This is a genomic window from candidate division KSB1 bacterium (genome assembly GCA_034505495.1).
Taxonomy (GTDB): domain Bacteria; phylum Zhuqueibacterota; class Zhuqueibacteria; order Residuimicrobiales; family Krinioviventaceae; genus Fontimicrobium_A.
In genome coordinates this window covers 1-12,854 of record JAPDQV010000007.1, presented here as the reverse complement: position 1 = coordinate 12,854, position 12,854 = coordinate 1, and the positions used below count along the sequence as shown (strand labels likewise).

10 protein-coding genes are annotated in these 12,854 nt (G+C 45.2%); 5 read left to right on the top strand and 5 right to left on the bottom strand.

Annotated features, from left to right (window positions below):
• Positions 1 to 181: 181 nt before the first annotated feature.
• Genes ONB24_04515 through ONB24_04495 form a run of 5 tightly spaced genes read right to left on the bottom strand, consistent with a single transcriptional unit; the run spans position 182 to position 6,622 of the window.
• On the bottom strand, positions 182 to 1,375 hold the full coding sequence (locus ONB24_04515) for a glycosyltransferase family 4 protein (protein ID MDZ7315369.1): 1,194 nt from the start codon (positions 1,373 to 1,375) through the stop codon (positions 182 to 184).
• Positions 1,372 to 2,478, bottom strand: a complete 1,107-nt coding sequence (locus tag ONB24_04510; GenBank protein MDZ7315368.1) for a DegT/DnrJ/EryC1/StrS family aminotransferase — start codon at positions 2,476 to 2,478, stop codon at positions 1,372 to 1,374. The genes ONB24_04515 and ONB24_04510 overlap by 4 nt, the downstream gene beginning before the upstream one ends.
• 21 nt (positions 2,479 to 2,499) lie before the next feature.
• Positions 2,500 to 3,948 (bottom strand): oligosaccharide flippase family protein, encoded by a 1,449-nt coding sequence (locus ONB24_04505; protein ID MDZ7315367.1) that lies wholly within the window; start codon positions 3,946 to 3,948, stop codon positions 2,500 to 2,502.
• A complete protein-coding gene (locus ONB24_04500; GenBank protein MDZ7315366.1) occupies positions 3,920 to 5,353 on the bottom strand; it encodes an O-antigen ligase family protein in 1,434 nt (477 codons plus the stop codon). The genes ONB24_04505 and ONB24_04500 overlap by 29 nt, the downstream gene beginning before the upstream one ends.
• A gap of 9 nt (positions 5,354 to 5,362) precedes the next feature.
• A complete protein-coding gene (locus ONB24_04495) occupies positions 5,363 to 6,622 on the bottom strand; it encodes a Wzz/FepE/Etk N-terminal domain-containing protein (GenBank protein MDZ7315365.1) in 1,260 nt (419 codons plus the stop codon).
• A gap of 200 nt (positions 6,623 to 6,822) precedes the next feature.
• Here ONB24_04495 and ONB24_04490 point away from each other — a divergent pair, with 200 nt between their 5' ends.
• From ONB24_04490 to ileS, 5 genes are all read left to right on the top strand, one after another.
• Positions 6,823 to 7,065: a YggT family protein gene (locus ONB24_04490; GenBank protein ID MDZ7315364.1), complete on the top strand. Its 243-nt coding sequence runs from the start codon at positions 6,823 to 6,825 to the stop codon at positions 7,063 to 7,065.
• Positions 7,066 to 7,102: 37 nt separating this feature from the next.
• Complete coding sequence (locus ONB24_04485; GenBank protein ID MDZ7315363.1) at positions 7,103 to 7,753, top strand: DivIVA domain-containing protein; 651 nt, start codon at positions 7,103 to 7,105, stop codon at positions 7,751 to 7,753.
• Positions 7,754 to 7,853: 100 nt separating this feature from the next.
• The gene (locus ONB24_04480) at positions 7,854 to 8,705 is read left to right on the top strand and encodes a purine-nucleoside phosphorylase (protein ID MDZ7315362.1); all 852 of its coding nucleotides are present in this window, start codon (positions 7,854 to 7,856) and stop codon (positions 8,703 to 8,705) included.
• Positions 8,706 to 8,714: 9 nt separating this feature from the next.
• Positions 8,715 to 9,578: an S-methyl-5'-thioadenosine phosphorylase gene (gene mtnP, locus ONB24_04475; protein MDZ7315361.1), complete on the top strand. Its 864-nt coding sequence runs from the start codon at positions 8,715 to 8,717 to the stop codon at positions 9,576 to 9,578.
• Positions 9,579 to 9,585: 7 nt separating this feature from the next.
• Positions 9,586 to 12,723, top strand: coding sequence for an isoleucine--tRNA ligase (gene ileS / locus ONB24_04470; protein ID MDZ7315360.1), 3,138 nt, complete (start codon positions 9,586 to 9,588; stop codon positions 12,721 to 12,723).
• Positions 12,724 to 12,854: the final 131 nt, after the last annotated feature.

Here is a 12,854-nt window from a genome sequence, read left to right as displayed (position 1 = left end):
AATTTCATTGACATCGGTTGTTATCTTTATTGAAGGATATCGAGATTGTATTTTTTTGAGCTTAGACTCGTCTAGATCACAACAATAAATTTCTTCGCACAAATTGGTTTCAAAAAGATTCCTTACTAAATTGGGCCCCCAATAACCAAGTCCTATGACAGCAGTCTTCACAATCTCCTCCTTAGGATATCGAAGAATATAATGTAATTAAATTTTTAGAAGTATTTTCCCAATTATATTTTTTCTCTACCCATCTCTTTCCATTAGCACCGTAAGATTCTGAAGATTCATAAAGGGTTTGAATCATATCCGAAAAATGTTTGGGATCATCGGAACGAAAAACTTTGCCGCATTTGCATTCTTCAACAATCCGTTTAAGAGGAGCGGCATCAGAGACCAGAACCGGTTTTTCAAGCAGCATATATTGAAACAACTTATGGGGTATGGTCGAATCGTTTGCAGAATTGGAAGGTTGAGGAATAATACAAACTTTTGCAGCACTAACGAAGGAAGGTACCTTTTTAAACGGTACCCAATCGATGAACTCTACCCAAGCTTCAAGATTTTCATTTTTAGTTAATTGTTGAAGCTCCTCAAGATTCTTTCCGCTGCCGACTAATAATAGTCGGACGTTAGGGATTTTGTCCTTAAGGTATTTCATTGCCAAGATGGCAGTTTCTAATCCACGGTCGACGGCAAAAGAACCTATATACAGAATGGTAAAAAAAGATTTGAATCGATCAATGATTTCCGTATCTATCGGAAGGCCAAGAAATTCCTGAACATCTACGGTATTCCCCACAACCGCCAATTTATTTGGAGAAACACCCTCTTTAATGAGCTTGTCCCTATGTTCCTCCACCACCACAATAATTCTTTCTGCATGTTTTATCGCAAATCGATTCAGCTTTTGTGCAATGATGGTATTTTTAATTTGTCTTTCAAGCCAAGAGAGCCTCTTGGCCCAAATCGCCATTGCAGCGGGATAGTTTTCATGCATATCGTAAACAACAGAAAGAGAAGTTAATTTTCCGACTCCTATTGCTAAAGGAGCGAGGGGCAGATCGTGCACATGGATGACATCGATTCGCTCTTTTCTTATTATTTTTAAAATTAAATAGATCCATAATGGATTAAAAAAAAACGGCATTCGCAATAGTTTAGCCGCCTTTTGCGGTAGAAAATTCAATCTGGGTAAGCGTAGTACTTGAGCACTATCAATTTTTTCTTTTTCCGGCAAATTTTTATTATTGTTGCAAAGCAAAAAAAGTGTATACCCCGCCTTAGATAAGGCTTTGATCTCTTTTGACACGCGAATATCAGGCGGGAAATCGCTTTGAAGCAGCATCAATATTTTCTGGCGACCACTTTTCATGATTTCCAAAATTTTTTGATTGTTTCTGCAACATACGCGATTTGCTCTTCCTTTAACTGTTCTGACATGGGTAGAGAAAGGAGTCTTTCAGCATAGCTCTCTGTAATCGGAAAGTCGCCTTTTTTGTAGCCCAAGTTTTTGTAGGCATTCTGCAGGTGGCAGGGGATGGGATAATGAATTCCAGTAAAGATATTATTATCAGCTAAATATTTTTGCAATTCATCACGCCTTTCGGTTCGGATCACATAAAGATGGTACACATGTTTTGCCCCTTCCATTTCAGTCGGCAATTCAATTTCCTCTATATCTTTTAGGTAATGACGATAAAGCTCGGCGTTCTTTCGGCGAATTTCTGTCCATTGCTCCAAGTATTTAAGCTTTACATCCAGGATCGCTCCCTGTAGTCCCTCCATTCGATAGTTATGACCGATAATCTCATGCTTATACTTGGTTGCCATTCCATGATCGCGAAACATCATTAGTTTTTGATAAATTTTTTCATCGTCGGTTACAACGGCTCCGCCCTCTCCATATGCGCCCAAGTTTTTTCCCGGATAGAAGCTGAAACATCCCATGACGCCAAAAGTCCCTACGGGCTGCCCATTTAAAGTTGCCAAATGTGCCTGAGCACAGTCTTCAATTAAAAATAAGCCGTGTTTTTCTGCGATTTGTTTTATTTTATCGACTCTGGCTGGTTGACCATAAAGATGAACAGCAATTATGGCTTTGGTACGGGGTGAAATCGCAGCTTCGATTTTATCTACATCTAAATTATAAAATAAAGGATCACAATCGACAAATACCGGCGTCGCTCCGGCAAGAGAAACAGCTTCAGGAGTAGCAAAAAATGTATTGGCAGGTACGATGACTTCATCACCAGCTTTAACGTCAAGAACCATCATTGCAGCATGTAATGCCGCAGTTCCTGAATTGACTCCCACGCAATATTTTACGCCTTGTTGCTCAGCAAAATGTTCTTCAAAAGATTTAACGAAAGGTCCTGCAGCAAAAGCTGCACTCTCCAAAACTTTACTGATTGCCGAGTCAATTTCTTCTTTAATCGATTTGTACTGTGCTTTAAGGTCGACAAAATCTACTCGCATGAGCCGCTCCTCATGAAATGGCTAAAATTTTATCTTTTCCTTAGTAATTAGATAAACTAGTTGCTTTGCCTCAGTAATTTTAAAAACGCGGAACAGGAAGATTAAAGAAACAAACAAGAAAGTACAAACCAGAAAATATAAAGACAAGCTCAAGTTTCGAATAATTATTTGAAAAAAGCTAAAAGTAATTGTAAATAAAATAATATTTATATTTAATATTTTAGAAATTTTTAAATAATGTTTTAGCACCCGAATTAACATAATGAATAACAAAACGGCACAAACTAATCGAGCCATGCTGGATCCTAAAAAACTATATTTTGGAATTAGGAGCAAATTTAAAAGAACATTAATCATCAAGATTGCTCCTAAAAGGTAAGTCAATGCTTTTTGTTGCTTTATTGCAATTAATAAATCAATAAAGTAAAAATTAAAAAAGCTAAATCCCAAGGTTATTATTAATATTTGAAAAGGTATTATTCCTGACCAATACTCTTTTATATATAAAGTTTTAAAAATATTTTCAGCTTTAATTGTTAAAGGCATGCTGATTATTATTGCGAGCAGAGCGACAATTTTAACTCCTGAAAAGAAAATACTATTAAATTTTGCCTCATTTTGTCCATAATATTTAGCAAGTAAAGGAAACAAGGACAGGGTAAATGAAGTAGAAAAAAACATTAAAGGATAAACAAGCCTAACGGCTGCAGAATATATACCGACTTCGGATTCTGAGGCCAGGTGTGACAACATCAATATATCGACTTTTGTACTAAGAATTGAAAAGAACAAATATACAGCAAGCGGAACGCTCTCACGAAAAAGCTTCAAAGTTAATTCCCAAGTTCCGGCTAATTCCGGCTTTACCTCTCGAAAAAAAAGATAAATAATAGCTAAAAAACCTGGTAAATTCGTGAACGTATAAATAATTGCTATCTGCAACATTGAAAGAGAAAAATGTGATCTTGAATAATAAAACGCTGCTGCAAAAAGAATATTATCCAAGACAACAAAAAACATAGGAAAAGCCATATCAAGCCTTGCTTGAAACACCGTCTCAAAAATGGTTCGGGTTGAGGAAAGTTTGGAAGAAAGAAATAGATTGAAGGATATAATGATAATCGCTACTACTATTTCGGGTGTATAATTTAGAAATATTAAAAGAAAAAGACTGAGTCCAAAAGCGAAAAAGGTAACTGCCAGCTTGATTATGAGCCCAGAGGCAATAACTTTTTCATACTTGAACCGATTTGCCGCTAGTTCGCGGATAATAATTTGATTAATACCAAAATTTGCTAAAAAATCAAAAGCAGAGATATAGGTAATGGCTGTGGATAATTTTCCAAAGTTTACATCCCCTAAATAATTTGCAATCGAAATAAAAACAAAAAAAGAAATACCTAAACTTAATGCTTTGCCAATGTAGATCGAAAGCGAATTTTTAATTATTTGACGTTTGATATCTGTCATTATAAAGATTTTTCGCGTTTTTTAAATATATTTCCAAACTTGCCAAAGCCAGCCCGAGAAAAAACCAGATACGTCGATTATCATTCAGGTCACCGCTGAATTGCGCAGAAAAAGTCAAAAATATTGCTGCCATTACAAACCCCAGAAAAGTAAATTTATCCTGCCCCCCAATATTTTTTAATTTTGCAAAAAAAAGGCTAAACAGTATATAAAAATGAGAAATCAATAGAATTAAACCCACCAATCCAAGTTCGCAGAAAACTTCAATAAGCATATTGTGAGGGTATAATCTTACATCCAGGCCGTAGAACAAACTCGAAAATCCCCCTGAGCCTATTCCGAAGAAGAAACTCCTCACACTTGACAGCGCGGCAGACACAGCAGTTTGCCAGGCAAATAAACGGGTGTTTATTGTATAAGCAGAATGAACTTTTGAAACAACATCACTTCCCCCGCCGAAAAGATCCAAGTATCTACTTGTAACTTGTTCCGGTAAAATAAAAAATAGAACTATAATCGTCAAAAGTATGGCACTCCCCCCTTGTATAAGATGCTTAATTTTTATATGTTGGATGTTTATTAATCCTAATACCGCCAATGAAAAAACAAAGCTGGCAATAGGTCCGCGCGAATTCGATACCAGCATGGCAGCTGTGAGAATGACAACAAGTATCCCCAGGAATATTTTATTGGTTCTGTCAATCCTTCCAAATAATAGAGAAATAAAAAATATATTTGCTGCACCAATCCAATTGGCGTAACTAATAGGATTAATCCCTAGAAATGAAGCACGATAACTAAAGATCAAATTACCTTTTAAAAATCCATGTATTAAATTTCCTAATGCAAAAACTGCAACCCCTCCAACTAGTAGAGCAAAAAATTTAATAAAAGCATTTATATCTTCCCTTGTTGTAATTGCCAAATATGAAAAAATAAAAAGAGATCCGTTGAAAAAGAAAAAGCTTGATGTTTTTAATAAGCCATATTTGGGTGAGGCGGTATAGAATAGAGAAAAAATCATTAGTAGGAAAAGCAAGCTGAAAGAAATAAAACCGGGCGGCACTTTGAGTTGCCAAATTTTTCCCACCCTCACAAAGTGAAAGATAAGAATTAATATGGTCAGCGAGTAAATAAAAACAGTAAAATCAATTGAAGCAAATAAAGCCGTCTTTTCGGTGAGCCAATCTTTAAATATGCCCGAAGAGTAAGCAATAACAAGAAGAAGAATAGGATGATTGATGAAAATAAAGAGCAAAGAAAAAGATAGAAGAAATAAGCCGCATTTAATAATTCCAATATAGCTTAAAGCAAAACCACAGGCAACTCCAAATAGAGAAATTAATACCTCTAATATTAATCTTTTACTAGTAGTTGCGGACGAGAAAAGTTTGATGGATTGCATTGCTGATAATTAATGGTTTCCTACACTAAATAGTTTGAAGCTTTGTTTTATCATCCCGCCCATTGCAACCACTTTCTTATACTTTAATGGATCTGATATTTTTAAATAATCAAGCTGAAATGAAAAGATTAAAAAAAGAACATAAATAAAGAAAGCTGCAAGCATGCTGCCGATTACCATGAGGACGCGTTTGGGCTTTGTTTTTAGCTCAGGTGGAACAGCAGGATCCAATACTTGAATTGTCGGTGTGTCTTTTTCTTCCTGGATTTTGGCTTGCTCATATTGCGGATATAAGAATTCTTGTACCATTTCCTGAATTTTTACTTCGCGATAGAGACGAAGATACTGAATACCAATATCAGGAATATTTCCGAGAGGTATGAACGGATCGCTCTCATTTATAAGAGAGAAATCTCTTTCACTTTTATTTTTTAATTCATTGTACTTTTTCTTTAGCTCTTCAACTTCTTTCATCACTCTTTTTACATCGGGATGATCTCTGTTTTTGTCGAGGGAAACTACAGAAGCTTCTACTTCTTTTACCATTAGCATAGCCTTTAGTTGGGACAGAGAGGAGATAATAGCTTTTGTTTGCTCTTCGATCTCGATCATCCCATATTTATTCTGAAAGTCTTTAAATTCTTCTTCTGCGCGATGCAAATCCTCTAAATTTTGCAGGTATCTTCGTTCGAGAAACAGCCTCGTTCTTCTTGCTTTTTCAGAACGAACCAGCCTGTTTACACTGTCCATTTTCGAAATATAATAATTCGCAATGTCTGCGCAGAGTATTCTTGCTTCTTCAGTTTTTCTTTTACTGCTGAAAAATGGTGTTTTAACCTGAACAGAAACACTTATAGTATTGTCCTCATTTATTTCTATTGAAGTATTCTTTGCAAGGACTTTTCGAGCCTCCTCCATCGTTTTTACTTTATAACGCTGTTTTAAATTAAAGCGTTCTAATACAAGATCCTGAACTGTTCTTGAATTAAGTAGAGCCAAATATAGGTTTGTTTCGTCAGATAGGGTGCCCAAGCCGAGACCCAGCCCTAAACCACCCACCGGCAAGTTCTTTAATAATGAGCTTACGCCAAAATCGCTGCGCTCTTCGCTCGGCGGCAATAAAGTAACCTTTGCCGTGTACCATTTCGGCATAATCAAGGAGAATATAGCGGTAATAATTCCGGCTGTTAATACAATTTTTATTACAGTAAATCTGCGTTCGATCAAATGGTATAAAATTTCTAAAAAGGTCACCCGGTGCTCGGACATTGCTTTTTCCATTGCTTAAAACAAACCCTTATATAGGGTCAATATAATAGCGCAAATGTTAAAAATCAAACGTGAAAATAGTTATTTTAAATTATTTAATACTCAACAAGAAATATCTCGGCAATTCCCTCCAACTTTTTATTTGATTTTTACGCCATAAACCAATATATTTTGTTAAATTTACAGTCAAAGCCGACAAGATGGGCATTTTGGTTCTACATTATTTGTTGTCGATTTATGCATATCTCATTATTGCCGCGGCGGTGCTGAGTTGGCTGCCGGTCAATCGACAGGCTGCGCCGGTGCGCCTGATCGAACGGGCCGTAGAGCCGACGCTCTCCGTTTTGCGCAAAATAATACCGCCGCTTGCGGGTCTCGATCTGTCTCCGGCTATAGCACTATTGCTCATCATGTTGATCGACCGCCTGCTGCTCTCTTTGTAGGCAGAAAGGCTGCTTCAATTTTACGAAGGAGAAAACCGTGAAACTGACGCCGTTGGATGTTCGCAAACAAGAATTCAAAAAGGTTCTGCGCGGATACGACCCCGACGAAGTGGAAGCCTTTTTGGTCATGGTGGCCGACGAGCTGGAGTTTCATTTGCGCGAAAAAAATCAGCTCAATGATGAGCTGATCAAGCTTCGCACGCAGCTGCGCGATTATCAGCGCGTGGAAGCAACGCTGCGCGAGACGCTGATGAAGGCACAAAGCGCCGTGGACGATACGCGCGCCAATTCTCAGCGCGAAGCCGAGCTGATTATCCGCAAAGCGGAGCTCGAGGCCGAAAGCATCCTCAAAGAAGGGCGCGAAGAGCTGGCTAAAATCCAACGGGAAATAAATCTTTTGCATGCGCAAAAGGACTCGTTCGTCCGCCGGCTGCGGCAAATCCTGGAATCGCAGCTGGAAATGCTCGAATTGATGGAAGACGACGCGCCGGGGCTGCGGCAGCCGTCGCATACCGATCAATTTGCGCAAAATCAATCTTCCGAACCGGCTACCCCAATGCATGAAAGAGATGCGGAACGACCGCGCATCGTTCGGCCCGCATCGCGCACCGGCAATCTCGACTTGTCCCGCGACATGCGCGATAAAGGGATCGCGGCAGACGAGGATCTGAGCCGCAATTTAATCTAAAGCCTTAAGGTCAGAAACTCCGGCTCCCCTCGGAAGCAGCATTCTGATAAGTTTCAGCTCATCACAGAATAGCGGGAGCGGCTGATAACCGGCGCAAAACTTGAAACAAAAGGTTGTGAGCAGCAAAGGGACGACATCCTATAAACAGCAAATACTGGAAGTTGTTGAATTCCTGCAGCAAAGACTTCCGTCCAAGCCTCCTATCGGCATCATTCTCGGCACCGGGCTGGGCGGTTTTGCGGACCTGCTGCAGGAAGCGGGCGTCATTCCTTATCATGAAATTCCGCATCTGCCGCAGTCGACGGTCAAGTTTCACGCCGGCCGCCTTGTATTTGGACGCTTGGGCGCAAAAAAAGCGCTGGTCATGCAGGGCCGCTTTCATTATTACGAAGGCTACAGCATGCAGCAGATTGTTCTACCGGTTCGCGCTATGGCTCTGCTGGGTATTCGCACTCTGATCGTTACGAATGCGGTCGGCGGCCTTCGCCCGCATCTTACGCCTGGGACTCTGGCATTAATCACGGATCACCTCAACCTGATGGGCGACAATCCGCTGATCGGCCCGCACGACGAGCTGTACGGCGCACGCTTTCCCGATATGAGCGAGGCCTACAGCCGTCGTCTTCGGCAACTCGCCTTAGAGACTGCGGCTTTGCTGCAACTCCCTTTGGCCGAAACCGTCTATGCCGCGGTCAGCGGTCCAAGTTACGAAACGGCTGCCGAAGTGCGCATGCTGCAGATGCTCGGCGCCGACACCGTCGGCATGTCGGTCGTACCGGAAGTATTGGCGGCACGGCAAATGGGGATGGAAATCCTCGGCATTTCTGCAGTTACCGATCAGGCTTTGCCCCAAGCCATGCAGCCGGTTACGCATGAAGACGTCTCGCGTGTTGCCCAGGAAACGGCACCAAAGTTCAACATGCTTTTAACGGCAATAATTGAACGATTATAGGAACGATCTATGTCTCGAATCGGCATTATCGGCGGATCCGGTCTTTATCAGATAGAAGGCATCTCTCGGCTGAGGGAAGAAAAAATCGACACTCCCTTCGGCCCGCCTTCGGACGCTTTGATCATCGGCGAGTTGGAAGGCAAAGAGGTTGTTTTCCTGCCGCGGCACGGTCGGGGCCATCGCCTGTCGCCGTCCGAAGTGAACTATCGCGCTAACATTTATGCGCTCAAGCTGCTGGACGTCGGAGCGATCCTCTCCGTCTCGGCCGTCGGTTCATTGCGCCCCGACTATAAACCGACCGACATGGTGATCATCGACAATTTTTTTGATCGCTGTCTGCTCGCTCGTCCCAACACCTTCTTCGGCGAAGGCATCGTGGCGCACGTGCAGATGGCGCATCCGTTGTGCGATCGGCTTGGCCGCGCGTTGCTCGAGAGCGGCCGCGAAATCGGCGCCGTAACGCACGCGGGCGGCACTTATCTTAACATGGAGGGTCCGCAGTTCAGCACGCTGGCCGAATCGCAAACCTATCGCAAATGGGGCATGGATGTGATCGGCATGACACAGATGAGCGAAGCGCGCCTGGCGCGGGAGGCGGAAATCTGCTATGCCACCTTGGCCATGGTGACCGACTTTGACTGCTGGTACGAGGCGGAAAGCGGCCATACGGTTTCGGTCGAACTGGTTCTCAGTTACATGGAAAAAAACATCAAAACCGCAAAAGAGATGCTGCGGCGAACAATCGCCAAGATCGATCCTGAAGTCGACTGCAGTTGCCGCCATGCCCTGGCGGGAGCGATTCTTACCGACCGTTCCTATTGGCCCGAAGAAACTGTCCGTAAGCTTTATCCGTTGATCAAAAACTATCTATAGTGAGCCTATGATTTACCCGGAACTACCTCAACGTCAATCGGATCTCGAAAAGGAAATCCTTGCTTTTTGGGAAAAGGATCGAACCTTTCAACGCAGCGTGGACGAACGCCCCGCAGATAATCCTTTCGTTTTTTACGAGGGACCGCCGACGGCCAACGGCCGGCCGGGCATTCACCATGTCATCTCCCGCACGGTCAAGGATTCAGTCTGCCGACTCAAGACCATGCAGGGCTTTCGCGTCGAACGCAAGGCGGGCTGGGATACGCACGGCCTGCCGGTGGAGATCGAGGTCGAAAAAACCCTCGGCCTGGACGGCAAAGACCAGGTGCTCGAATACGGCGTGGCCGAATTCTGCGCCAAATGCCGCGAAAGCGTATGGCTCTACAAGCAGGACTGGGACGAGCTCACCCGGCGCATGGGCTACTGGGTTGACCTCGAGAATCCCTACATCACCTATACCAACGAGTACATCGAATCGGTTTGGTGGATTCTTAAAGAGTTCTGGAAGAAGGGACTCATCTATCAGGGCTTCAAAATTCTGCCTTACTGCCCGCATTGTGAAACGCCGCTTTCGGGGCATGAGGTGTCCCTCGGCTATGAAGAGGTCTCCGATCCTTCCGTCTATATCAAGCTCAAGGTCAAGGGTGAAGACAACACCTATTTTCTGGTTTGGACGACGACGCCCTGGACACTGATTTCCAACGTCGCATTGGCGCTGCATCCCGACGTCATTTATGTCAAAGTACGGCATCAGGGACAGAATCTGATTTTGGCCGAAGAACGGCTCGGCGTTCTGCACGGCGAATACGAAATTCTCGAAAAAAAGACCGGCAGCGAGTTGCTCGGAATCGATTATGAGCCGCTGTATACCTTTGTGGAGCCGGACAAGCGCGCCTATTATACCGTGGCCGGCGATTTCGTCACCACCACCGACGGTTCCGGCATCGTGCACATTGCCCCGGCGTTCGGCGAAGACGACTATCAGCTCGGGCAAAAGGTCGGCCTGCCGATGATTCATCCGGTGGACCGCAGCGGCAAATTCATCGATGCCATAAAGCCGTGGGCCGGTCGTTTTGTCAAAGACGCCGATGCGGACATCATCGCCGACTTGAAACAGCGCGGTATTCTTTACCGTTCGGAAAAGATCGTGCACAGCTATCCGCATTGCTGGCGGTGCAAATCGCCGCTGCTTTACTATGCACGCAAGTCCTGGTACATTCGTACCACAGCGTTCAAGGATCGTTTGATCGCCAACAACGAAAAGATCAACTGGTACCCGAAAGAGGTCGGCGCCGGCCGTTTCGGCGAATGGCTCAAGAACAACATCGACTGGGCGCTGTCGCGCGACCGCTTCTGGGGCACGCCGCTGCCGATCTGGATCTGTCCGCAATGCGGAGCGCAGGACTGCATCGGCAGCATTGCCGAGCTGCGCGAGCGAGGCATCGATGTGCCCGAGGATCTCGACCTGCACAAGCCGACGGTCGACGAAATCGGCGTCGTCTGTTCCTCGTGCGGCGGCCGCATGCAGCGGGTGCCGGAAGTCATCGACTGCTGGTTCGATTCGGGCAGCATGCCGGTGGCGCAGTGGCATTATCCCTTTGAAAATCAGGAAAAGTTCAAAAAGAGTTTTCCGGCCGACTTTATTTCCGAAGGCGTGGACCAAACCCGCGGCTGGTTTTACTCGCTCTTGGTCATCGGCACCTTTCTCTTCGATCAGCCGACTTATAAGACATGCGTGTCTTTGGAGCTAATCCTCGACAAAGACGGCAAAAAGATGAGCAAGTCGCTCGGCAATACGGTCGATCCATTCGAACAGATGGAAAAATACGGCGCCGATGTGCTGCGTTGGTACCTGTTGGCGGTCAGTCCGCCCTGGGTGCCGACCCGCTTTGATGAAGCCGGTGTTGCCGAAACGGCGCGCAAGTTTTTCGGCACGCTGACCAACACGTATGCGTTTTTCGCCATGTACGCCAACATCGACGGCTTCCGCTATCGGCCGGAGGAGCGCATTCCGATTGCCGAGCGGGCCGAAATCGACCGCTGGGTGCTGTCGCGGCTGAACACCGTCACCCGACAGATCAATTCCGAGCTGAGCGAGTATGAATTGACCAAAGCGGTGCGCGCGATAGCCGATTTTACCATCGAAGATTTGTCGAACTGGTACGTGCGGCGCTGTCGACGGCGGTTTTGGAAGTCCGAAATGGGACAGGACAAAACCGCAGCTTTTCAAACGCTCTACGAATGCCTTTTAACGATCAGTCGGCTGATGGCGCCGTTTGCGCCGTTTCTGGCCGAGGCGATTTACCGCGGTTTGACCACCGGCCGTTTCGACGTTCCGTCCAGCGTGCATCTCTGCGATTATCCGCAGGCCGGCATTCAGCCCCTGGATTTCAATGACGAACTGCTCGAGGAACGAATGACGCTGGTGCGTCGCATCGTCGAGCTCGGCCGATCGATCCGTAACGATGTCGGCATCCGCGTGCGGCAGCCGTTGTCGGAGATCGTTATTGTCGCCCGCAACGAGCGGCGGCCTCAGCTCCTCAAGGGCATGGAAAACCTGATCCTGGAGGAACTCAACGTCAAATCGATCCGTTACATCGGCGACGAGCGGGAATTGTACAGTCGGAAAGTAGAGCCGGTGTTCAAAAAACTGGGTCCCAAGTTCGGCAAGCTGGTCAACCAGGCGGCGGAGGCGATTCGCGCTTTTTCTGAAGAAGAGATCGATCACATTCTGAACGGCGGCGAACGGCTGTCGATCGACGGTCACGAGGTGCTGATTACGCCTGAGGATGTAACCGTTAAAACGGAAAGCAAGCCCGGCTTGGCGGCCGCTTCGGAAGGCGACTTGACGGTCGGTTTGAAAACCGAGATTACCACCGAGTTGCTGCATGAAGGGTTGGCGCGCGAGTTTGTCAACCGCATTCAGAATCTGCGCAAGGAGGCGGATTTGGAGGTGACCGACCGCATCCGCATGAGCGTGGCGGCAAGCGGCGTGATGGCAGAGGCGCTGAAGGCCATGCGGTCTTATGTGCAGAACGAAACGCTGACGGTAGAGATGTCGTTCGGTCAGGCTGTGGGCGATCATTGCCGCGAATGGGAAATTGACGGTTACAAGGTGGCTGCCGGAATTACGCGCGCAGCCTGATGTCGATAAGGAAGGAGCACATGACGACAGTCAAATAAAATCGAAAATATTGCGGGCTTGACCCGAATGGTATGCAACATAGAGGGAAAAGGAAACATGATGGATAAAGAAACGTTGGAACATTTCAAAGC

What these genes read in the sequence shown, in the direction of transcription:
- ONB24_04510 (MDZ7315368.1), bottom strand. Translation starts at nt 2,478, where the DNA reads ATGCGAGTAGATTTTGTCGACCTTAAAGCACAGTACAAATCGATTAAA.
- ONB24_04515 (MDZ7315369.1), bottom strand. Translation starts at nt 1,375, where the DNA reads ATGAAAAGTGGTCGCCAGAAAATATTGATGCTGCTTCAAAGCGATTTC.
- ONB24_04490 (MDZ7315364.1), top strand. Translation starts at nt 6,823, where the DNA reads ATGGGCATTTTGGTTCTACATTATTTGTTGTCGATTTATGCATATCTC.
- mtnP (MDZ7315361.1), top strand. Translation starts at nt 8,715, where the DNA reads ATGTCTCGAATCGGCATTATCGGCGGATCCGGTCTTTATCAGATAGAA.
- ONB24_04500 (MDZ7315366.1), bottom strand. Translation starts at nt 5,353, where the DNA reads ATGCAATCCATCAAACTTTTCTCGTCCGCAACTACTAGTAAAAGATTA.
- ONB24_04495 (MDZ7315365.1), bottom strand. Translation starts at nt 6,622, where the DNA reads ATGTCCGAGCACCGGGTGACCTTTTTAGAAATTTTATACCATTTGATC.
- ileS (MDZ7315360.1), top strand. Translation starts at nt 9,586, where the DNA reads ATGATTTACCCGGAACTACCTCAACGTCAATCGGATCTCGAAAAGGAA.
- ONB24_04505 (MDZ7315367.1), bottom strand. Translation starts at nt 3,948, where the DNA reads ATGACAGATATCAAACGTCAAATAATTAAAAATTCGCTTTCGATCTAC.